This window comes from Xanthobacter sp. DMC12 (genome assembly GCF_056314105.1).
Genome location: NZ_JBQUYZ010000001.1, coordinates 1,678,439 through 1,699,874 on the forward strand (window position 1 = coordinate 1,678,439; position 21,436 = coordinate 1,699,874).

Below are 21,436 nucleotides of genomic sequence, written 5' to 3' on the forward strand. Positions count from 1 at the left end.
CGGAATTCGAGCACGCCATGTCCAGCAAGCACCCCATCATCGTCGTCACCGGTTCGTCGGGCGCCGGAACGACCTCCGTCAAGCGGACCTTCGAGCAGATTTTCTATCGCGAGAAGGTCAAGGCGGCCTTCGTGGAAGGCGACAGCTTCCACCGCTACGACCGCTATGAGATGCGCGAGCTGATGGCCGCCGAAGCGGCCAAGGGCAACAAGCACTTCAGCCACTTCTCGCCCGACACCAACCGGCTCGAGGACCTGGAGCAGCTGTTCAAGGACTATGGCGCGACCGGCTCCGGCCGCTTCCGCCACTATGTCCACGACGCCGCCGAGGCGAAGCTCTACAATGCCGAGCCCGGCCGCTTCACCGATTGGGAAGACCTGGAGCAGGGCACCGACATCCTCTTCTACGAGGGTCTGCACGGGGCGGTCGTCACCGACGAGCTGAACCTTGCCCAGCATGCCGACCTGAAGATAGGCGTGGTGCCCGTCATCAATCTGGAGTGGATCCAGAAGATCCACCGCGACAAGGCCACCCGCGGCTATTCCACCGAGGACGTGACCGACACCATCATGCGGCGCATGCCCGATTACGTGCGCTACATCTGTCCCCAGTTCACCGAGACCGACATCAACTTCCAGCGCGTGCCGACGGTGGACACCTCCAACCCGTTCATCGCCCGCTGGATCCCGACGCCGGACGAATCCATGGTCGTGATCCGCTTCCGCGACCCGCACGGCATCGATTTCCCCTACCTGCTGTCGATGATCCACAACAGCTTCATGTCGCGGGCGAACTCCATCGTCATCCCGGGCAACAAGCAGGATCTCGCCATGCAGCTCCTTCTGACCCCGCTCATCATGAAGCTGATGGACAGGAAGCGCCGCGCCGGCTGAGGCGGGCGCATCACTCCCCTCCCCCGCGCCGGGGGGAGGGTGAGGGGGGAGGGCGGCACGTTCTTGAGCCCCGAAGCCCGGGCGACCCTTGGACGCGTGGCTGCTGCCCTCCCCCCACCTCTTCCCGACGGGAGCCGAGCGCTCCTTCCGGCATGAGATGGCGCGTGTTTTGCGTAAACGACACCTGGCAGCCCTTCCCGCCGTCCGGCAGCGCCGGAAGATGGCGCGCAGGGGTCGCGAGCCGAACGGAGAATGCCATGACTGCCCACGCTGCTGCCATTGCCGCTGCCGACGCGCCGGCGCCCGTCGACCGTTCTCCCGGTGCGCTCGGCTGGCCGGTGACGGCGGCCCTGCGCGCCCTCGCCATGGACGGCGTGGAGCAGGCGAAGTCGGGCCACCCCGGTGCGCCCATGGGCATGGCGGAGATCGCGGCCGTGCTCTGGCGCGAGCATCTGCGGCATAATCCGGCAGATCCCTCCTGGCCCGACCGCGACCGCTTCGTGCTCTCCAACGGGCACGGCTCCATGCTGATCTATGCGCTGCTGCACCTCACCGGCTACGATCTGCCCATCGGCGAGCTGAAGCGCTTCCGCCAGCTGCATTCGCGCACCCCCGGCCATCCCGAGCTGGGCATGACGCCCGGCGTGGAGACCACCACCGGCCCGCTCGGCCAGGGCCTCGCCAATGCGGTGGGCATGGCCATCGCCGAGAAGACGCTGGCCGCCCAGTTCAACCGGCCGGGCCTCTCCATCGTCGATCACCGCACCTTCGTCTTCCTCGGCGACGGCTGCCTGATGGAAGGCGTGAGCCACGAGGCGTGCTCCCTCGCGGGGCGCCTCGGCCTCGGCAAGCTCGTCGCCTTCTATGACGACAACGGCATCTCCATCGACGGCAAGGTGGAGGAGTGGTTCCCGGACGATACCCCGGCCCGCTTCGCCGCCTATGGCTGGCAGGTGATCCGCAACGTGGACGGCCACGACCCCGCCATGCTGCGCGATGCGGTGGAGGCGGCGCTGTCCGAGACCGGCAAGCCGACGCTGATCTGCTGCAAGACCACCATCGGCCGTGGCGCTCCGACGAAGGAAGGCCACCAGGACACCCACGGCGCCCCCCTCGGTGCCGAGGAAATCGCCCGCACCCGCGCCGCCATGGGCTGGGACCATGCACCCTTCGAGGTGCCCGAGGACATCTACGCCTTGTGGGACGCCCGCCGCTCCGGTGCCGCGCGCCAGTCGGCCTGGGACGCGCGCATGGAAGCCTATGAGCGCGCCTATCCGGCGGAGGCGGCCGAATTCCGCCGCCGGCTTGCCGGCGACCTCTCCCCCGCCTTCGCCACGACCTATGAGGCGGCTCTGAAGGCGACCGTCGAGAAGGCCGAAACCGTGGCCACCCGCAAGGCGAGCCAACTGGCGCTGGCCGCCCTCGCCCCTGCGGTTCCGGAGTTTCTGGGGGGTTCGGCGGACCTCGCCCATTCCAACCTCACCACCTTCCCCGGCGCCGTGCCGATCACCCGCGATCCGGCCGGCAACCAGATCTTCTACGGCGTGCGCGAGTTCGGCATGTCAGCCATCGCCAACGGCATCGCGCTGCACGGCGGGTTCATCCCCTTCGTCGCCACCTTCCTCGTGTTCTCGGACTATGCCCGCAACGCCATGCGCATGAGCGCACTGATGGGCCAGAGGGTGATCTACATCCTCACCCACGATTCCATCGGCCTCGGAGAGGACGGGCCCACCCACCAGCCGGTGGAGCATGTGGAGAGCCTGCGGCTTATCCCGAACCTCGACGTCTGGCGCCCTGCCGACACCGTGGAGACGCTGGCCGCCTGGCACGCAGCCCTGACGCGCAAGACCGGGCCGAGCGCCTTCATCCTGTCGCGGCAGAACCTCCCGTGCTGGCCGCGCGATGCGGCCCAGCTCGACGCCATCGAGGCTGGAGCCTACGTGCTGCGCGAGAGCGAGGGCCTCGCCCGCGCCGTGCTGGTCGCCACCGGCTCGGAAGTAAAGCTGGCGGTGGCGGCGGCGGACCTGCTCGACACTGCGGGCATTCCCACCCGCATCGTCTCGATGCCCTGCCGCGAGCGCTTCGAGGCGCTGACGGAGACCGAGCGTGCCGCCCTCTTCCCCAAGGGCGTGCCGGTGGTGGCGGTGGAAGCGGGCGTGACGCGCGGCTGGCGCGGCCTCTCCGGCACCCGCGCCGACGGCATCATCGCCATCGGCATCGACCGGTTCGGCGAATCGGCGCCGGAAAAGGATCTGTGGCCGCTGTTCGGCTTCACGCCGGAAGCGGTGGCCGATGCGGTGCGCCGCGCGGTAGGATGAGCGCCAATGAGGCCTCTCCCCTGCGGGGGGACGGCCGGGAGGGGCGCCACCGCAGGACGCGATCGACCCGGCCCGCCGGGTCCGCCGAAGCGGTGAAGGGCATCGGATTGCAGCCAAGCGGCACCGTGCGTCCCGGCCAGCCCGGGACGACGGGGCGGACGGAACCCTGGCGCGCGCATCGCGACGCCTACCTGAACCTTGAAGAGGAGAGGACTATGGCCCTCGTTTCCATGCGCCAGCTGCTCGATCATGCGGCGGAGCATTCCTACGGACTGCCGGCCTTCAACGTGAACAACATGGAGCAGGTGAAGGCGATCATGGATGCGGCCCGCGCCACGTCCTCGCCGGTCATCCTCCAGGGCTCGGCGGGCGCGCGCAAATATGCCGGCGAGCCCTTCCTGCGCCACCTCATCGCCGCCGCCGTGGAGGCCTATCCCGAGATCCCGGTGGTGATGCATCAGGATCACGGCGCCTCCCCCGCCGTCTGCATGGGCGCCATCAAGTCCGGCTTCTCCTCGGTGATGATGGACGGCTCCCTGAAGGAAGACGGCAAGACCCCCGCCGATTACGACTACAACGTCTCCGTCACCGCCAAGGTGGTGGAGCTGGCCCACGCGGTGGGCGTGTCGGTGGAAGGCGAGCTGGGCTGCCTCGGCTCGCTGGAGACCGGCAAGGGCGAAGCCGAGGACGGCCACGGCGCCGAGGAGGCCCTCGACCATTCCCGCCTTTTGACCGACCCGGACGAGGCCGCGCAGTTCGTGAAGGCCACCCAGTGCGATGCGCTGGCCATCGCCATCGGCACCTCCCACGGCGCCTACAAGTTCACCCGCAAGCCCACCGGCGACATCCTCGCCATCGACCGCATCAAGGCGATCCACCAGCGCATCCCCACCACCCATCTGGTGATGCACGGCTCGTCCTCGGTGCCGCAGGAGCTGCTTGAGGAAATCCGCACCTATGGCGGCGACATAAAGGAGACCTATGGTGTGCCGGTGGAGGAGATCCAGGAAGGCATCCGCTACGGCGTGCGCAAGGTGAACATCGACACCGACATCCGCCTCGCCATGACCGCCGCCATCCGCCGCGTCGGCGCCAAGAACAAGTCCGAGTTCGACCCGCGCAAGTTCATGGCCGCCGCCATGGACGAGGCCAAGAAGGTCTGCATCGCCCGCTTCGAGGCCTTCGGCTCCGCCGGCAAGGCGGAAAAGGTGCGCCCCATCGAGCTGGACGAGATGGCCAAGCGCTATGCGTCGGGCGAGCTGGCGCAGGTGGTGCATTGAGGCGACGGCTAGCGCCCACCGGGCGCCGTGCCTATAGGAGTGCCTGAGGCGGCCACGGCTACCTCGTTCCCCGGACAAGCGACAGCGGCAGCTGGAGCGCTGATCCGCGGTCCAGGGAAAGGTCCTGCGCAGCAGGCTCTTTTCCCGGACGGTCATGAAGGGTGTCGCCTTCGGCGCATTGTTGCGCTGGGCCCTGGCTCTCCTTCCGCTGACGCTTCAGTCGGCCGGGGCACGAAACCGTGCCCTGCCTATCCAGACGCTGAGGAGATCCCCATGGCCCGCGCCTATCCCATCATCGCCCCGTCCATTCTCTCGGCGGACTTCACCCGCCTCGGCGCCGAGGTGGATGCGGTGCTCGAGGGCGGTGCCGAGTGGATCCATTTCGACGTGATGGACAACCATTACGTCCCCAACCTCACCATCGGCCCGCTGATCCTCCAGTCCCTGCGCAAGGCAACGAAGGCGTTCGTGGACGTGCACCTCATGGTGAAGCCAGTGGACGGCATGATCGAGGCCTTCGCGGGCGCCGGCGCCGACCTCATCTCCTTCCACCCGGAAGCTTCCGAGCATGTGGACCGCTCGCTCCAGCTCATCCGCTCCAAGGGCGTGAAGGCGGGCCTGGTGCTGAACCCGGCCACCCCGCTCTCGGTGCTGGACTACACGCTGGACGCCCTCGACCTCGTACTGGTCATGTCGGTGAACCCGGGCTTCGGCGGGCAAGCCTTCATTCCGTCGGCGCTGGACAAGCTGAAGGCCATCCGCGAGCGCATCGACGCCTCGGGCCGGGACATCCGCCTTGAGATCGACGGTGGCGTGAAGGTGGACAATATCGGCGCCATCGCGGCGGCGGGGGCGGACACCTTCGTCGCCGGCAGCGCCATCTATGGCGCGAAGGACTATGCCGCGACCATCGCCGCCATGAAGCGCGAGATCGCCGCCGTCACCGGAACCGCCGCCGCGGCCTGAGGCTGGCTCAAGCCCGCGCGGCGCCTGAGCGAAGCAATCGGCACCGGTCGAAGACCGGAGCCGAACCGATCAGTGCCCCGGCCGGCGCGGCGCGACGATCTCGCCCCGCGCCCGCTCCGCCCGCTCGATCAGATACTTCGCAACCAGCGTGAACAGGGCGACGCCGGCCAGCACCGTCGCCGCGGCGAAGGCGGCGAGCGCGTGGCTGTCCTGGTAGAGCAGCTCGATCTGCAAAGGCAGGGTCGAGGTCTGGCCCCTGATGTTGCCGGAGACGATGGAGACGGCGCCGAACTCGCCCATCACCCGCGCATTGCACAGGGCCGCGCCATAGAGCAGCGCAAACTTCACATTGGGCAGGGTGACGAGCCGCAACACGTCGAAACCCGAGGCTCCGAGGCTCACCGCCGCCTCCTCCTCGTCCCGCCCCTGCGCCATCATCAGCGGCACCAGCTCGCGCAGGACGAACGGCGCGGTGACGAACAGGCTGGCAAGGATGATGGCCGGCACGGCGAACATGATCTTGATGTCGTGCGCCTGCAGGAACGGCCCGAACAGCCCCTGCGCCCCATAAACGAAGAGATAGGCGACGCCCGCCACGATGGGCGAAATGGAGAATGGCAGCTCCGCCACCGCCAGCAGCAGATTGCGGCCGCGGAAGGAGAATTTCGTCACCGCCCAGGCGGCGGCGATGCCGAAGGCCGTATTGAGCGGCACGCAGATGAGGGCGGTGAGCAGCGTCAGCCCCACCGCATGCAGCGTATCCGGCCGGGCGAGCGCTTCGAGATAGGTAGGCAGGCCGCGCGCGAACGCCTCGGCGAAGATGACGGCCAGCGGCGCGATGAGCGCCAGTGCAGTTGTCCCCAGCACCAGGGTGAGAATCACCGAGCGCGTCACGGTGCCGTCGCCGACGCGCAGGCGGTGGCGGTTCACGGGATGCGCCATCACGCATCCCCCATGGCAAACTTCTGGTGCCACGCCTGCACGGCGTTGACGATCAGAAGCATCACGAAGGCGAGGCCCAGCATGGTGACGGCGATGGCTGCGGCCGCCGCATAGTCATATTCCTCCAGCCGGATGAAGGTGAGCAGCGCCACGATCTCCGTTCGGAACGGCTGGTTGCCGGCGATGAACACCACCGCGCCGAACTCACCTAGCGAGCGTGCGAAGGCCAGAGACGTGCCGGCGAGGAAGGCCGGGAAGATGGTCGGGAAGATGATCCGGCGGAAGATGGTGAGGTCGCTCGCGCCCAGCGTCGCTCCGGCCTCTTCCAGTTCCGGCTCCATGTCCTCCAGCACCGGCTGCACCGTGCGCACCACGAAGGGGATGGAGGTGAAGGCCATGGCACAGACGATTCCGGCCGGGGCATAGGCCACCTGTATGCCCCATTGCGCCAGGGGCGCGCCGAACCAGCCGTTCTTGGCGAACAGCGCCGTCAGCGCGAGGCCCGCCACCGCCGTCGGCAGGGCGAAAGGCACGTCCACCATGGCATCCAGCAGGCGCTTGCCAGGAAACTCGTAGCGCACCAGCACCCAGGCGAGGGCGAGGCCGTAGACGGCATTGAACAGCGCCGCCAGCGCCGCCGTGCTCAGCGTCACCTGGAAGGAGGCGAGCGTGCGCGGCGAGGTGATGATGGCGATGTAGCGCTCGAAGCCCACGTCCGCCGCCTTCAGCAGCAGCGCGCCGATGGGCAGGAGCACGATGAGGCCGAGATAGAGCAGAGCGAGGCCGAGCGAGAGCCGGAATCCGGGAATGACGCTCCGGCGCGGACGGCGGTTCAGAATCGGCAGCGCGAAGCGGGTGCGGGGCATGGGCTCTGCTGGGGCATGGTGCGCCGGGAAGGACGGGCCGACATCGCGGCATACGGCCGTTATGGCGCGCGAGGCCGCAAATGTCATGCGTGGCCGGGAGAAAAATAAAATACCGCAAAACCTCTGTTGTTTAGCGCAACAAAAAAGGGCCGCAGCGCGGCCCCTTCCGTTTTCCGTTTCAGCCTCAGCTCAGAAGCCCGGCAGGTCGAAGGCGCCCGGCAGCGGCCAGCGCAGGCCCGTGATGGGGCCGGGGCCGGCGGCGGTGGGCCCATAGGTCGGGTAGAAGTAGCCGGGCGGCAGTGCGTAATCGAGGTACGACTTGGAGCCGGGCTTCACCACGGTGCCGGCATCGAGATAGGAGCGGCGCTCGACCACGATGCGGTTGCGCTTCTTGACGGTCTGCGCCTCGGCGCTGTCGGCGGAAGCGATGGAGAAGGCACCGGTGGTCGCCGCAATGGCTGCCGCCGCCAGCGACACCGAGAGCGCCGTCTTCAGGCCCGAGCGGGCGAAAGCAGCGAAGGTGGTGAACGACGCGAAACCCATGGCATCCTCCCAGATCGGCGCAGGGCCGACCTTGACTGGATTAATAGACGTTTGTCCCCTGCGCAAGGAAACCCGCCCCCATGGCGCCATGTTCCCGCCCTCTCGCCGCCGGCGCGTTGCGTTCACGCAACACTCGCATGCAGCGGTGCCGCACCCGATCGCGCATCTTCGATTTGCAAGGCCAAGGGGTTCGGCCTAAAAGCACGGTCTTCGGCCGCATGGGCCGTACATCCGAGGAACATCATGGGTTACAAGGTCGCCGTCGTCGGCGCCACGGGCAACGTGGGCCGGGAGATTCTCTCGATCCTCGACGAGCGGGGTTTCCCCGCGGACGAGGTTGTCGCGCTCGCCTCGCGAAAGTCGCAGGGCGTGGAAGTCTCTTACGGTGACAAAACCCTGAAGGTGAAGGCCCTCGAGACCTACGACTTCTCCGACACCGACATCTGCCTGATGTCGGCCGGCGGGTCCGTGTCCAAGGAGTGGTCGCCGAAGATCGGTGCGCAGGGCTGCGTCGTCATCGACAATTCCTCCCAGTGGCGCATGGACCCGGACGTGCCGCTGATCGTTCCCGAGGTGAACGCGGACGCCATCGTCGGCTTCTCCAAGAAGAACATCATCGCCAATCCGAACTGCTCCACGGCGCAGCTCGTCGTCGCGCTGAAGCCGCTGCATGACGCCGCGACCATCAAGCGCGTGGTGGTCTCGACCTACCAGTCCGTCTCCGGCGCCGGCAAGGACGCCATGGACGAGCTGTTCTCCCAGACGCGGGCCGTCTTCGTCTCCGATCCGGTGGAGCCGAAGAAGTTCCCGAAGCGCATCGCCTTCAATCTCATCCCGCAGATCGACGTCTTCATGGACGACGGTTTCACCAAGGAAGAGTGGAAGATGGTGGCCGAGACCAAGAAGATTCTCGACCCCAAGATCAAGCTCACGGCCACCTGCGTCCGCGTGCCGGTCTTCATCTCCCACTCCGAGGCGGTGAACGTGGAGTTCGAGAAGGAGCTTTCGGCCGACGACGCGCGCAAGATCCTGCGCGAGGCACCGGGCATTCTGGTCATCGACACCCGTGAGCCGGGCGGCTACGCCACCCCCCATGAGGCCGCCGGCGAGGACGCGACCTACATCTCGCGCCTGCGCGACGACCCGACCGTGGACAACGGCATCGCCTTCTGGTGCGTGTCGGACAATCTGCGCAAGGGCGCCGCGCTGAACGCGGTGCAGATCGCCGAGGTTCTGGTGAACCGCAAGCTCATCACCGCCCGTTCCAAGGCGGCCTGAGCCTTCCGGCATTCTGGAAACTGACGAACGGCCCGCCTCGGCGGGCCGTTTGCTTTTGGGGATCAGCGCGGACGGGAGCGGGTCCGCTGCGCCACCGCGACCACCAGCGCCACGCCCGCAGCGAAGGCAACGGTCTCCGCGTCCGGTACCTCGCCGTTGATGGGCCAGGCGAGTCCCACCGTCACGAAGGTCTGCAGAAGCTGCATTTGTCCCACACGGGCGATGCCGCCCATGGCAAGCCCGGCATTCCAGAAGAAGAAGCCGATGAGCTGGCTGAAGAGGCCGAGATAGGCGAGCGCCGCCCAGGAGGCGCCTGCCACGGCGCCCGCCCCACCCCACGGAAAGGTGAGGAGCGCGAGAGGCAAAGTCACCGGCAGGCAGAGGATCAGCATGAAGGCGATCACCTCCCACCCGGACATCGTACGGGCGAGGCCGCCGGACACGGCATAGCCGATGGCGCAGGCGATGACGCCCAGGAACAGCAGGCTGTCGCCCATCCCCAGCGCGCCGCCCGCGCCGTTGCGCAAGGCGAAGGCCACCACCAGCCCGGCGCCCACCGCGCTCGCCGCGAACAGGCCGAGGCCCGGCCGCTCCCCGGCCAGCAGCATGGCGGCGATCGCCGTACACAGGGGCAGAAGGCCGAGGACGATGCCGCCATGGGCCGCCGGCACCGTCTGGGTGGCCACGCCGATGGCCAGCGGGAACACGAAGATCAGGCAGGCGGAGGAGACGGCGAGGCGCCACAGCACCGCGCGTTGGCCGAATGGCCACGGCCGGCGCATCGCCAGCACCAGCCCAAGCGCCGCGAAGCCGGCAAGGGCGGCCCGGCCGAAGCTGATGAACCAGGGGCTGAAATCGTGCAGCGCGAAGCGGGTGAGCGGCAGCGTCGCGCCGAACATCACGACCGCGACAAAGCCGAGAAGAAGCCCGAGGGCCAGACGTCGATCCATTTGGCTCCCGGGGCCACGGTTTCAAGGCCGCTTCATTAGGGGCTGCACCGGCGAAAAGACAGCGAAACCGCGTGATATGCCCATCAACGCCCGTGATGGCGCGAAAATCACAGGTGAAAGGCCATCCCGCCGCCGCTATGGTGACGCGCCGCGGAACCCTTGCCCTCGAAACGCGCGGCACCAAAGAGCGAGAACATGATCCAGTCCCAGCGTCCCGGCCACGACGTCGACCCCAAGCTGCTCGAAATCCTGGTCTGTCCCCTCACCAAGGGGCCGCTGGAATATGATCGCGAGCGCCAGGAGTTGGTCTCCCGTGCCGCCCGCCTCGCCTATCCGATCCGCGACGGCATCCCGATCATGCTCGCCGACGAGGCGCGCCAGCTGGACGAGAGCGAACTCAACCGCTGAGGTCCGCCGCGTCCCACGCGCCCGCCTCTTGCAGTTCTGCGGCCAGCATGAGTAAATAACAGATACGGCCTGGGGTGCCGCGCATCATGCGCGGCTGAGATCACACCCATCGAACCTGTCTGGATCATGCCAGCGTAGGGAGATGCCGATGAGCGAGAGCTTGTCGCAGTTTGTTTCCGCACCTTCATCGCAAGCCGGCTCGGGACCGGCGGGCAAGGTAAAACCGCGTGTCGCCATCGTCGGTGGCGGCGTCATCGGCCTCGCCCTCGCCTGGCGCCTTGCCGAGGCCGGTTGTCCGGTGGATCTGTTCGACGCTGGCGAGACCGGGCAAGGCGCGAGCCGCGCCGCCGCCGGCATGCTCGCCGCCTGCGCCGAGGCAGAGCCCGGCGAGGAGGGCCTGCTCGCCCTCAACCGCGCCAGCCAGACCCTGTGGCCCGCATTCGCCGCGGAGCTGGAGCGCGCCTCCGGCGAAACCGTGGACCTGCGCACCGAGGGCACGATCACCATTGCCCTCACGGCGGACGACCTCGCCAAGCTGCGCCATCTTTACGCCTTCCAGCAGGGGCTGGGCCTGCCCGTCCAGTGGCTCACCGCCGCAGAAGTGCGCCGGCGCGAGCCCTATCTCGCGCCGCGCCTCGCCGGCGGCGTGCTCAGTCCCGAGGATCATCAGGTGGACAACCGCAAGGTTGCCGCCGCGCTGAAGATTGCCGCGCTCAAGGCCGGCGCGAGGCTGCATGAACGCACCCCGGTCAGCCGGGTGGAAACCGCCGGCGGTCGCGCCACAGGCGTGGTCACGGGCGAGACGCACCATGCCGCCGACGTGGTGGTGCTCGCTGCCGGCGCCTGGAGCCGGGGCGTGGACATCACCCCGGCGACGCCGCTGCCCGTGCGCCCCATCAAGGGGCAGATGCTGTCGCTGCGCATGGACCCTGCCGCGCCCATCCTCTCCCACGTCCTGTGGGCGCCGGGCTCCTATCTCGTGCCGCGGCGCGACGGGCGGCTGATCCTCGGCGCAACCACCGAGGAGAAGGGGTTCGACACGGACCTCACGGCCGGCGGCCAGCTTGCCTTGCTCACCCACGCGTGGCGGGCGCTGCCGACGTTGGAAGAGCTGAGCATCGTCGAACAATGGGTCGGCTTCCGCCCCGGCAGCCGGGACGACGCGCCCATCCTCGGCCCGAGCCCGGAGGTGGACGGCCTCGTCTACGCCACCGGCCATCACCGCAACGGCATCCTCCTCCTGCCCGTGACGACGCAGGTGATCGCCGACCACATCCTCACCGGCACCATCGCGGATGTGGCCGTGCCCTTCGGCGCGGAGCGCTTCGGCCCGCCGCGCGCGGCGGCGGAGTGAGCGCCATGGTCGATTTGAAGGTGAACGGCGCCGCGGAGGCGCATCCCGTCGCTACCGTGGCGGACCTGCTCCTTGCCAAGGGCCTCGAGCCGGAGCGCAAGGGCATCGCCGTGGCGGTGAACGGCGCGGTGGTGCCTCGCCGCACCTGGACCGAGGCGCGCCTCTCCGCAGGCGACGCCGTTGAGATCATCGAGGCCAAGCAGGGCGGCTGAGCCCTGGGCCCGCACCATCAGGCGCTCCTCAAGAGGGTGCCGGGAAGAAACACCATGAGCGCGTTCCAAAATCCCAACGCCGATCCCCTCGTCATCGCCGGCCGCACCTTCTCCTCGCGGCTGTTCCTCGGTACGGCGGGCTATCCCAACCAGAAGGTCTTCCTCGACGCGCTGGCCGCCTCGGGCAGCGAGATGGCGACCGCCTCCATCCGCCGCATCAGCCTCGCCGGCTATGAAGAGAGCCTGACCGACCTCCTCACCGGCCGCGTCCACATCCTGCCCAACACCGCTGGCTGCCAGACCGCCAAGGATGCCGTGCTCACCGCCGAGCTCGCCCGCGAGGCCCTTGAGACGGACTGGGTGAAGCTGGAGGTGATCGGCGACCGCGAACTGCTCTATCCCAATGTGGAGGAGCTGCTGAAGGCGACCGAAGATCTGGTCTCGCGCGGCTTCGTCGTGCTGCCCTATTGCAACGACGATCCCGTCACCTGCCAGAAGCTGGCCGATCTCGGCGCCGCCACGGTGATGCCGCTGGGCTCCATGATCGGTACCGGGCTCGGCATCGCCAACCCGCACATGATCGAGCTGATCTGCTCCCGTTCGCCCGTACCTGTGGTGCTGGACGCCGGCATCGGCACGGCGTCCGACGCCGCGCTCGCCATGGAGCTGGGCTGCTCGGCGGTGCTGCTCAACACGGCCGTCTCCAAGGCGCTCGATCCCGTGCGCATGGCCACCGCCTTCCGCCACGCGGTGGAGGCCGGCCGCCTCGCGCGCCTCGCCGGCCGCATCCCGCGCAAGCTGCACGCGGAAGCCTCCAGCCCCGAGTTCGGCCTCGTCGGGAGCTGACCCTGCCCCCTCTGCCGACGCCGCCATTGCTTCTCATCACCGACCGAACGCTGGCGCGGGGCGATCTGGTGGAGGTGGTGGCGGCAGCCTGCGCGGGCGGGTGCAGATGGGTAAGCCTGCGGGAGAAGGACCTGCCGGCCGCCGAGCAGATTGCGCTCTTCGCCCGGCTGCGCGCCATCACGAAACCTCACGACGTACGGCTGACGCTGCATGGCCCGCCCGAGCTGGCGCGGGCCGCGGGGGCGGATGGCGTGCATCTGTCCGGCGGCGGGGATGCCGCTGCGGCGCGGGCGCTGCTCGGGCGGGATGCTCTGATCGGCCTCTCCACCCACACCCTCGCCGAGGCCGCCGCGGCCGATCCGGCGACACTCGACTACATTACCGCCAGCCCCGTTTTCCTCACGAGGTCCAAGCCGGGCCATGGCCCGGCTCTGGGGCTTGAGGGGCTTTCAGCCTTCGCGCGGACCAGCGCGGTGCCGGTTGTCGCGCTCGCTGGAATCGATTCCACAACGGCAGCGACCTGCATCGCGGCAGGCGCGCGGGGAATTGCCATCATGGGCGGCATCATGCGGGCCGAATACCCCGAATTGGCAGTGGCCTCGCTCCGCGAAGCGATGGCGGAACGGCCGACCTGATCCGTTCCGGATCGATCTCCCCTAACCCTTGAAGTTCCTCCCTTGCTAGCCGTGGCAGATCTTTCCCGGACAACGATTGGTTGGCCGGAAGAGCTTTCTTCCACGCATCAGGGGCGCACCAATCGAACCGCGCTCCAGGCGGCATTGTCGCCGAAAGGAGCACACCATGACCATCAATCGCCGCACGCTGCTCGCGGGCCTCGTCGCGTGCCCGGTCTGCGCCAGCGCCGCCCGCGCTTCCGAAGGCGCGCACTGGACCTATGAGGGGCACGGCGGACCGCAGGAATGGGGTTCGCTGGAGAAGGGCTTTTCGGCCTGCTCGGTCGGCAGCCAGCAATCGCCGATCAATCTGGAGGGCGCGGTCAAGGCGGAAAGCGCCGGGCCTGTGCTCGCCTGGAAGCCGTTCGCCTACAAGGTGGTGAACAACGGCCACACCGTCCAGGCCGACGTGGCCGGCGACGGCGGCACCGCCGCCATGGGCGGCAAGACCTACGCGCTGAAGCAGTTCCACTTCCATGCGCCGAGCGAGCACGCCATCGATGGCAAGCGCACGGCCATGGAGGTCCATTTTGTCCATGCGGCGCCCGAGGGAGGGCTTCTGGTGGCCGGCGTTTTCATGGTGCCCGGCGCGGCCAATGCCGCATTCTCTTCGATCATGGCGGCCGCACCGCGCACCGCGGGAGACAAGACGCTGGCTGCGCCGCTTGATCCGTCGGCCTTCCTGCCGCCGGCCCGCGGCACGTATCGCTACGAGGGGTCGCTGACCACCCCGCCCTGCTCGGAAATCGTGGACTGGAACGTGTTCGCGGCGCCCATCGAAGTGGCGCAGGCGGACATCGACGCCTTCCGCGCCATCTTCCCCATGAACGCCCGCCCGTTGCAGGCGGTGAACCGGCGCTTTCTGCTGCGCCTCAACTGAGGCTACGCGCACTCAAGAGGCCTCACCCCATGGCGGGGTCCTCAGGGGCCGGGGAGGACGCCACGTCCTCCCCTTTTCTTTTCAGAGGCGGCCCGTCACCTAACGAGTCACTTGGCTCGTCACTTGGCCCGTCACTTGGCGATGAGCAGGAGCAGCTGCTGCCCGGCGGGAGAGTCCAGCTCGGCCTCGGTCAGCTTGCCGTCCTTGTTGGCGTCGGCATCGTTGAAGCGCTTGCGCACGATGATGAGCCACTCGTCGAGCTCCAGCGTCTTGTCGCCGTCCTTATTGACCGCGGCCCAGTCCTCGTCGGTCAGGCGCCCCTTGGTCTCGGAGGCCTCGAGGGTCTTGTCCTTGTCGGGATTGATGACCTTGAACACCTTGGTCCCGAGGTCGATGGCCTCGACGATCTCGACGGTGCTGTCCTTATCCTTGTTGTACTTGGCCAGGAACTCCTTGCCGGTGAGGGCGAAGGCCGAACCCGTGGCGGCGAGCGAGACCGCGGCGACGACGCCGAGGGAAATCATCCTGCGCTTCATGGCAAACCTCCCGTTGACAACCAGACTTGGATACTTCCGCGCGGGTAACGGCACAAGAACGCCCGGCGGCGTCCGAATGGCGCACGGGTTGAAAAAAAGGGCCGGTGCAACGCACCGGCCCTTCGTTCTTGCAGGTGATCCGATCGCGCGTGGCGATCAGTCCTCCTTCTCGGCCTCGTCGGCGGTGGCGTCGGCGGCGCGCTGCTTCAGCGCGGCACCCAGGATGTCGCCGAGCGAAGCGCCCGAATCCTGCGAGCCGAACTGGGCCACGGCCTCACGCTCTTCCGCGATTTCCATCGCCTTGATGGAGACCTGCACCTTGCGCGCCTTGCGGTCGAACAGGGTGACGCGGGCGTCGAGCTTGTCGCCGACCGAGAAGCGCTCGGGGCGCTGGTCGTTGCGGTCGCGGGCCAGCTCGGAGCGCTTGATGAAGGCGGAGAGGTCGGTGCCGGTGAGCTTCACCTCGATGCCGCCGTCCTTCACGTCGGTGACTTCGCAGGTCACGACCGCACCCTTCTTCACCTCGCCCGCGTCGGCGAAGGGATCGCCGGCCAGCTGCTTGATGCCGAGGGAGATGCGCTCCTTCTCGACGTCCACGTCGAGCACCACGGCCTTCACCATGTCGCCCTTGCGGTATTCGTCGATCACCTGCTCGCCCGGACGGTTCCAGTCGAGGTCGGAGAGGTGGACCATGCCGTCCACATCGCCGTCGAGGCCGAGGAACAGGCCGAACTCGGTCTTGTTCTTGACCTCGCCTTCCACCACGGCGCCGGGCGCATACTTCTCGGCGAAGGCCTCCCAGGGATTCTGGAGGGTCTGCTTGAGGCCGAGGGAGATGCGGCGCTTGGCCGAATCCACTTCCAGCACCTGAACCTCGACCTCCTGGGAGGTGGAGACGATCTTGCCGGGGTGGACGTTCTTCTTGGTCCACGACATCTCGGAGACGTGGATGAGGCCCTCGATGCCGGGCTCCAGCTCCACGAACGCGCCGTAGTCGGTGATGTTGGTGACGCGACCCTTGAAGCGGGCCTCCACCGGATACTTGGCCTCGATGCCCTCCCAGGGATCGCCCAGAAGCTGCTTCATGCCGAGCGAGATGCGGTGGGTCTCGTGGTTGATCTTGATGATCTTGACCTTCACCGTCTGGCCGATGTTGAGCACCTCAGTCGGGTGGTTCACGCGTCGCCAGGCGATGTCGGTGACGTGCAGCAGGCCGTCGATGCCGCCGAGATCAACGAACGCACCGTAATCGGTGATGTTCTTGACCACGCCGTCGATGGCCTGACCCTCTTCGAGATTCTGCACCAGCTCGTGGCGCTGCTCGGCGCGGGTCTCTTCCAGCACGGTGCGGCGGGAGACGACGATGTTGCCGCGGCGGCGATCCATCTTGAGGATCTGGAAGGGCTGCTGATTGTGCATCAGCGGGCCGACGTCGCGGATCGGGCGGATGTCCACCTGAGAGCGCGGCAGGAAGGCCACGGCGCCGTCGAGATCGACGGTAAAGCCGCCCTTCACCTGGTTGAAGATCACGCCGAAGACCTTCTCGTTGGCCGTGAAGGCCTTCTCGAGCTTGACCCAGCTTTCCTCGCGGCGCGCCTTGTCGCGCGAGAGGACGGCTTCACCCATCGCGTTCTCGACGCGCTCGAGATAGACCTCGACCTCGTCGCCGACCTTGATCGGGCTTTCGCGGCCGGGGCCGGCGAACTCGCGCAGGGCCACGCGCCCTTCCGTCTTCAGGCCGATATCGATGATCGCCAGATCCTTCTCGATGGCGACCACGATGCCCTTGACCACCGAACCTTCACTGGTATCGGCACGGCCGAAGCTCTCATCGAGCAGGGCGGCAAAATCCTCACGGGTGGTTTCTACGGCGGACATTCACGCTCCAGACTTGCTGCGCCGGCATCTCGTGTTGCGAGGCCCGAACCGCTCGGATGTCCGCCATTCCATGGGAATGACGAACGGCCGCCGCAAAGCGGCGGGCCGGCGCGAAGGCCGGGCGGCACAGGCGATGAATTGGGTGTCGATGCGCGCTCACAGAAAGCCAGGGCGGGCTGCCTCCGACGATCAGGACCCGCGTATACCGCCGGTCCCTGCCCACCCGGGCGGCTCCCCGCTTGGGGAGCGCGGCCACGAACGCGGCTCACATAGTCCAAAAAGCCCGATGGCGCAAGGGCTGGCGCCAAGGCCGGGCTGCCGGCGGGCGCCCCGGAGAGGCGCTCAGCGACCCGGCGCGAGGAAGGCGGGGCTCGGCTGGGGCCATTCCACGCTGCCGGACGCACCGGTCTGGACCGTCGGCGCAACCTCCTCCCGCACCACGAGAACCGGGATGCCGGAATGGGTAAGCACCTTGGTGGTCTCGCTGCCAAGCACCACCGCGGAGAGGCCGCTGCGGCCATGGGAGGCCATCACGATGAGATCGCAGCCCTGGGCCTCGGCGGTGGCGATGATCCCGCGAAACGGCTGGTCGTCTTCCACATGCACCCGCGTCGCCTCGATTCCGGCGGCGGCCGCCGTGTCGGCCGCGCGGGACAGAACGGCATCCGCCCGCCGTCCGGTCTGGCGGCGGTATTCCGCCTCGGTGTCGGCGATCTGGTCGGCCTCGGTGGAAAAGATATGAAACCGCTCGCTGGCGGTGACGATCACGAGGCCGGCATGGAGCCCTGCGGCCAGCGCGACCGCGTGGGCGACCGCGAGGTCCGATAGGGCTGAACCGTCGGTAGCGACGAGAATTTTCTTGTACATGGCGTCCTCCCGCAGCGGGAGACGCGATCATAGCAGCGGCCAGCGGTGAAGCTTCTTGCGTCCCATCAATTCAACGGGAGCGCCCGGCGCCTCAATCGGCGATGATCTTGACCTTGTCGCCATACTTCAGCCGGGCATTGGCCTCCAGCCCGTTGAGGATGAGGAAGCGCTCCACCGGCCGGTCAGGCACCTGCATCTTGCCGGCGATCTTCTCCACATTGTCGCCGAGGCCCACCTGGACGATGCGCACGCGCAGCGGCTTCACCGTGTCCGCCTCGCCGGAGGAAACGCGGCGGAAGGTATCGGCAGCGGCGCGGAACTGCTTGTCCAGTTCCGGTGTCAGCTCGCGGGCGGCGAAGATCAGGCGGTAGACGTCCGAGCCGAAGCGTATGGCGAACATGCGGAACGACCACTGGTCGCCCCGCGCCACGGCAGTAGCCGCGCTGAAGCCGTTCACCGTGAGCGATTCGACCGTGTTGATCTCCACCCCGTCGATCCAGCCAGAGGAAAGATACTGCCCCAGGGACTGGTCGGCGGGAATGCGCACGGCATCGAGCCTGAGCGCCTCGCGGCCGGTCTGGGTGGCCCCCAGCACCGCCTGGGAGGTGTTCTCCAGCGAGAAGCCCTCCGGCGCGGTGAAGGTGAAGCCGAGCTTGGGGTGCAGGAACTTGCGCCCGCGGACGAAGCCCTCCTTGGGGTCATCTCCGTAGACCATGCCATTGATGACGCTGAAATAAGCGCTGCGGTCGCGCTCGCCGTCGGATGGCCCGGCCGCCGGCGCATACTGGCGGGCATTGGCGATGGCGATGGAGATGCGCTCCGGCGTCGCCGGATGCGATGACAGGAAATCCATGTCTGGCGTGCTGGACGACGAGCCGGAGAAGGCCGTGCTCTTCATCTCCGAATAGCGGCCCATGTCGGCGAGGAAGCGCGAGGCGCCGTAGGGATCGAAGCCCGCACGCGCGGCGATGCCGACGCCGATGGCATCGGCCTCCAGTTCCTGCCCGCGGTTGAACGAGGCCAGCGTGCGGCGGCTCTTCTGCATGGCGAGGGCGCCGAGGTCGGGGTCGTTCACCACGTCCGAGATGACGCGGCTCACCAGCACCGCCTGCTTCACCTGGTCCTCGCGGATGGTGGCGTGCCGGGCGATGACATGCGCCATCTCGTGCGCGAGCACGGAAGACAGCTCGGACGTGTCGTTGGCCAGCGCCAGCAAGCCTCGGGTCACGTAGAGCGAGCCGTCCGGCAGGGCGAAGGCGTTGATTGCCGGCGAGTTCAGCACGGTCACGCGGTATTTGAGGTCCGGCCGCTCGGAGGCCGCAACGAGACGCTCCACCACCTTCTGGATGAGCGCCTTCAGTTCGGGATCGTCGTAGGCGCCACCATAGCTCGCCACGAGCTTTTCATGCTCGCGCCGCTGGCTGGGCGACATGTCGGCATATTCAGACGGCGGGCTGGCAGAGGCGAGCGGCACGCTCACCTGATCGAGATCGATTCCGGTGCATCCGGTGAGCCACAGAGGGAAGGCGACAGCGGCGCAGGCCAGAAGCGCGCGGCAAGCGCCCAGGCGTGCGCCGGACCCGGAGCGCAGGACACGCGTGCGCACAGGCCGTTCGGCCTGAACCCGCCCCGCCGCACCCTGCCCTGTCAGCGCCTCACGCACCCAGCACCTCACCCATCCGTTCACCGCTCCCGGCGCCTCGACGGCAGCGCCTGCCCATCGGGCCTGGCCTCAGCCTCGCCCTCGATGCGCAGCACCTCGCCCCGTCGCCGCGGCGCCATCGCCGGCCCGCCCTCCTCGCGAACGACGCCCCTTACCTGGATAAGGGACCCGCGCAAGATGGCAGGATCGAGCCTATCGCCCAAGATTGTGGCGAAATCCTCCCTCGCCAGCATGACAGTGAAATCTTGCTTCCAGCTTGACCCGAAATTCAGGAACACCCGATCCCGCCCGCCAACCGCGAGGACCCGTCCTTCCGCAACGGTGTACAGGCCGAGCCGTTCCTCCATGGCGCGCTGATCGCCGGCCGGCGCAATGGCCGCGCCCAAGCTCCAGATGCCACGGCGGGCGAGGCGCGCCTCTGCTTCGGCAGCAAGGCGCTGCGCCGCACAGGCGGCATCGCCATCAGCCGTGGCGTAGCCAGCGCCTGCCCTTGCCAAGGCGGTGGCGAGATCCTCCCGCCGGCTTGGTTCTGCCATCGGGCAGGCGAGCCCCGCGGCTCCGACAAGCCGGCCGTGGCGGTCGAGCGTGGCGGAGGCCGGCGCCACCGTGCATTCCTCAAGTACCGAAGCGGCCGCATCCGCGGCGCGCGCCAGCATCCCCGTGTCGGGCCACAGCCGCGTCGGCAGCGCGATGCCTTCCGGGACGAGGCTTTTGCCATCGGCGAGGGTCAGCGTTCCCGCATCGCTCCAGCGGGCGCCCCGTCCAGCCGCATCCTGCGTGCCGACCGAGCAGACAGCGTCCGCGGGAGCCGCCGGTGCCGCCGCCCTCGGCGCCGATCGGGCGACGGCAGGGGCGACGATTGCGCAGGACAGACCAGCGCCAAGGGCGATGGCGCCACTCAAGGCCATGACGCGCCACCGCGTCCGCAACGATCGCGTGCTGCGCCATGCACCGGCGCGCAATAGTGGATGGCCCTGCGTCATCCGACGACGATAGCTGCAACCGGGCCACCGATTGAAGACCACGCCGATCAACTGTCCTTACCGCGCCTTTCGCCCGCGCCCGGGCCGTCGCGTCCCGCCTCGGGCGGGGAAAGCCACCGTCCCGCCCCTTCCCTCCCGGCGTGCCGCGATTTAGAAGGGGGGCGTGTCCCGGTAGCTCAGCAGGATAGAGCAGCGGTTTCCTAAACCGCAGGTCAGGGGTTCGAATCCCTTCCGGGACACCATGTAGACCAACTAAGCCACTGATTTACAAGGCGTCAGTCGGCGACGATCTGACTCAACCCCACGAATAACCCCACTTCTGGCGCTGGCTTCACTGGGACGCTGGTGGATGGTCTGGGATGGATGTGCCTCTGAATGAAGAAGGGGCCACCTTGCGGCAGCCCCCTCAGTCGGTGGTGGTGATGGTGGTGGTCAGTACGGTCCGTGGACGGCGACTGGCTCTTCCGCGGGCGCGATCTCGACCGGGCGGATCGCACTTCCTTGGAGTTGCTGCACAAGCAGCACCAGCGGGTTGTCGGGATCGCCTTTCAGCGTCAGTTTATCGTTCCACATCCCGAGATGGCGGCCGATCTTATCGAGTGCTGCCAGCTTGTCGGCCAGTTTCACCTTCTTGATGCGCCCCACCGGGTTTCCCTCGGCGTCGGACAGCTCGGTCACGTCGAGTGCGGCGATGACCGCTGCCGTGTCATCGTCCATCTCGTCGATGGGCTTCAGCGAGCCGTCCGGGTTCAGCGCGGACTTGATGTTAAAGAAGGCGACCTTCGCGAGCTCCTTCAACACGCGATCAGCCGTGATCTCGGTGCGGGCTGCCCGTTCGGCCATCGCCGCTTCGACGGCGGCCTTTACGTCAGGTTTAGTCAGGTTCTCCTCTCCGATCTGTCGGGCCGTCCGAGGGCTATACCCCGCCCGGATCGCGGCGCGCGTGGCGTTGAGGTCGATGAGGTACTCGGCGACGAACCGCTGCTGCTTGGGTGTCATGATCTCTTCCTTTCTCTATTTCCCTTGGCCAAATTGGCCGAAATCGACGAAGCTTGATTAATATTGATTTTCAATATGTTGACTGAGTTCGATTTGG

21 protein-coding genes, 1 tRNA gene and 1 riboswitch are annotated in these 21,436 nt (G+C 67.7%); of the genes, 12 read left to right on the plus strand and 10 right to left on the minus strand.

Annotation, left to right across the window (positions count from 1 at the left end):
• The first annotated feature begins 17 nt into the window (after positions 1-17).
• The 4 genes from ACT535_RS07715 (at position 18) to rpe (ending at position 5,460) form a co-directional block, all read left to right on the plus strand.
• On the plus strand, positions 18-893 hold the full coding sequence (locus tag ACT535_RS07715; RefSeq protein ID WP_476324189.1) for a phosphoribulokinase: 876 nt from the start codon (positions 18-20) through the stop codon (positions 891-893).
• Positions 894-1,150: 257 nt separating this feature from the next.
• Entirely contained in the window at positions 1,151-3,214 is a 2,064-nt protein-coding gene (tkt, locus tag ACT535_RS07720) for a transketolase (RefSeq protein WP_476363898.1), read from the plus strand.
• Between the two features lie 215 nt (positions 3,215-3,429).
• A complete protein-coding gene (gene fba / locus ACT535_RS07725) occupies positions 3,430-4,494 on the plus strand; it encodes a class II fructose-bisphosphate aldolase (protein ID WP_168459963.1) in 1,065 nt (354 codons plus the stop codon).
• 273 nt (positions 4,495-4,767) lie between these two features.
• Positions 4,768-5,460 carry a ribulose-phosphate 3-epimerase gene (rpe, locus tag ACT535_RS07730; RefSeq protein WP_476363899.1) on the plus strand — a complete coding sequence of 231 codons (693 nt, stop codon included), beginning with the start codon at positions 4,768-4,770 and terminating at the stop codon, positions 5,458-5,460.
• Positions 5,461-5,529: 69 nt separating this feature from the next.
• On the opposite strand, the gene cysW is transcribed toward rpe, so the two are convergent.
• The 3 genes from cysW to ACT535_RS07745 form a co-directional block, all read right to left on the minus strand.
• Positions 5,530-6,402: a sulfate ABC transporter permease subunit CysW gene (cysW, locus tag ACT535_RS07735; protein ID WP_476363900.1), complete on the minus strand. Its 873-nt coding sequence runs from the start codon at positions 6,400-6,402 to the stop codon at positions 5,530-5,532.
• Entirely contained in the window at positions 6,402-7,268 is an 867-nt protein-coding gene (gene cysT, locus ACT535_RS07740; RefSeq protein ID WP_476363901.1) for a sulfate ABC transporter permease subunit CysT, read from the minus strand. Before cysT ends, cysW begins: the two co-directional genes overlap by 1 nt.
• A gap of 189 nt (positions 7,269-7,457) precedes the next feature.
• Positions 7,458-7,811: a hypothetical protein gene (locus ACT535_RS07745; RefSeq protein WP_024280430.1), complete on the minus strand. Its 354-nt coding sequence runs from the start codon at positions 7,809-7,811 to the stop codon at positions 7,458-7,460.
• A 243-nt stretch (positions 7,812-8,054) separates the two neighbouring features.
• On the opposite strand from ACT535_RS07745, the gene ACT535_RS07750 reads away from it, so the two are divergent.
• Positions 8,055-9,089, plus strand: coding sequence for an aspartate-semialdehyde dehydrogenase (locus ACT535_RS07750; RefSeq protein WP_168460013.1), 1,035 nt, complete (start codon positions 8,055-8,057; stop codon positions 9,087-9,089).
• Between the two features lie 62 nt (positions 9,090-9,151).
• Here the strand turns inward: ACT535_RS07750 and ACT535_RS07755 are convergent, their stop codons facing one another.
• Complete coding sequence (locus tag ACT535_RS07755; protein ID WP_476363902.1) at positions 9,152-10,039, minus strand: DMT family transporter; 888 nt, start codon at positions 10,037-10,039, stop codon at positions 9,152-9,154.
• A 195-nt stretch (positions 10,040-10,234) separates the two neighbouring features.
• Here ACT535_RS07755 and ACT535_RS07760 point away from each other — a divergent pair, with 195 nt between their 5' ends.
• The 6 genes from ACT535_RS07760 (at position 10,235) to ACT535_RS07785 (ending at position 14,413) form a co-directional block, all read left to right on the plus strand.
• A complete protein-coding gene (locus tag ACT535_RS07760; RefSeq protein ID WP_168460022.1) occupies positions 10,235-10,447 on the plus strand; it encodes a Trm112 family protein in 213 nt (70 codons plus the stop codon).
• 60 nt (positions 10,448-10,507) lie between these two features.
• Positions 10,508-10,607, plus strand: a riboswitch (TPP riboswitch).
• Entirely contained in the window at positions 10,596-11,801 is a 1,206-nt protein-coding gene (thiO, locus tag ACT535_RS07765; RefSeq protein ID WP_476363903.1) for a glycine oxidase ThiO, read from the plus strand. Its footprint overlaps the riboswitch before it by 12 nt.
• Before the next feature lie 5 nt (positions 11,802-11,806).
• A complete protein-coding gene (gene thiS / locus ACT535_RS07770; RefSeq protein WP_476363904.1) occupies positions 11,807-12,013 on the plus strand; it encodes a sulfur carrier protein ThiS in 207 nt (68 codons plus the stop codon).
• 54 nt (positions 12,014-12,067) lie between these two features.
• Positions 12,068-12,859, plus strand: coding sequence for a thiazole synthase (gene thiG / locus ACT535_RS07775; RefSeq protein ID WP_476324204.1), 792 nt, complete (start codon positions 12,068-12,070; stop codon positions 12,857-12,859).
• A gap of 26 nt (positions 12,860-12,885) precedes the next feature.
• A complete protein-coding gene (locus tag ACT535_RS07780; RefSeq protein WP_476363905.1) occupies positions 12,886-13,494 on the plus strand; it encodes a thiamine phosphate synthase in 609 nt (202 codons plus the stop codon).
• A 166-nt stretch (positions 13,495-13,660) separates the two neighbouring features.
• On the plus strand, positions 13,661-14,413 hold the full coding sequence (locus ACT535_RS07785; RefSeq protein ID WP_476363906.1) for a carbonic anhydrase: 753 nt from the start codon (positions 13,661-13,663) through the stop codon (positions 14,411-14,413).
• Positions 14,414-14,544: 131 nt separating this feature from the next.
• Here ACT535_RS07785 and ACT535_RS07790 read toward each other — a convergent pair whose 3' ends face one another.
• The 5 genes from ACT535_RS07790 to ACT535_RS07810 all read right to left on the minus strand — a co-directional run bounded on the left by ACT535_RS07790 (position 14,545) and on the right by ACT535_RS07810 (position 20,265).
• Positions 14,545-14,949: an EF-hand domain-containing protein gene (locus ACT535_RS07790; protein ID WP_476363907.1), complete on the minus strand. Its 405-nt coding sequence runs from the start codon at positions 14,947-14,949 to the stop codon at positions 14,545-14,547.
• Between the two features lie 156 nt (positions 14,950-15,105).
• Complete coding sequence (rpsA, locus tag ACT535_RS07795; RefSeq protein ID WP_168460054.1) at positions 15,106-16,827, minus strand: 30S ribosomal protein S1; 1,722 nt, start codon at positions 16,825-16,827, stop codon at positions 15,106-15,108.
• Positions 16,828-17,169: 342 nt separating this feature from the next.
• Complete coding sequence (locus ACT535_RS07800) at positions 17,170-17,694, minus strand: universal stress protein (RefSeq protein ID WP_476324209.1); 525 nt, start codon at positions 17,692-17,694, stop codon at positions 17,170-17,172.
• A gap of 91 nt (positions 17,695-17,785) precedes the next feature.
• The gene (locus ACT535_RS07805) at positions 17,786-19,261 is read right to left on the minus strand and encodes a M48 family metalloprotease (RefSeq protein WP_476364009.1); all 1,476 of its coding nucleotides are present in this window, start codon (positions 19,259-19,261) and stop codon (positions 17,786-17,788) included.
• A gap of 116 nt (positions 19,262-19,377) precedes the next feature.
• Positions 19,378-20,265, minus strand: coding sequence for a hypothetical protein (locus tag ACT535_RS07810; protein ID WP_476363908.1), 888 nt, complete (start codon positions 20,263-20,265; stop codon positions 19,378-19,380).
• A gap of 240 nt (positions 20,266-20,505) precedes the next feature.
• Here ACT535_RS07810 and ACT535_RS07815 point away from each other — a divergent pair.
• A tRNA-Arg gene (locus tag ACT535_RS07815) sits at positions 20,506-20,582 on the plus strand.
• 190 nt (positions 20,583-20,772) lie between these two features.
• On the opposite strand, the gene ACT535_RS07820 is transcribed toward ACT535_RS07815, so the two are convergent.
• Entirely contained in the window at positions 20,773-21,339 is a 567-nt protein-coding gene (locus ACT535_RS07820) for a terminase small subunit (protein WP_476363909.1), read from the minus strand.
• Positions 21,340-21,436: the final 97 nt, after the last annotated feature.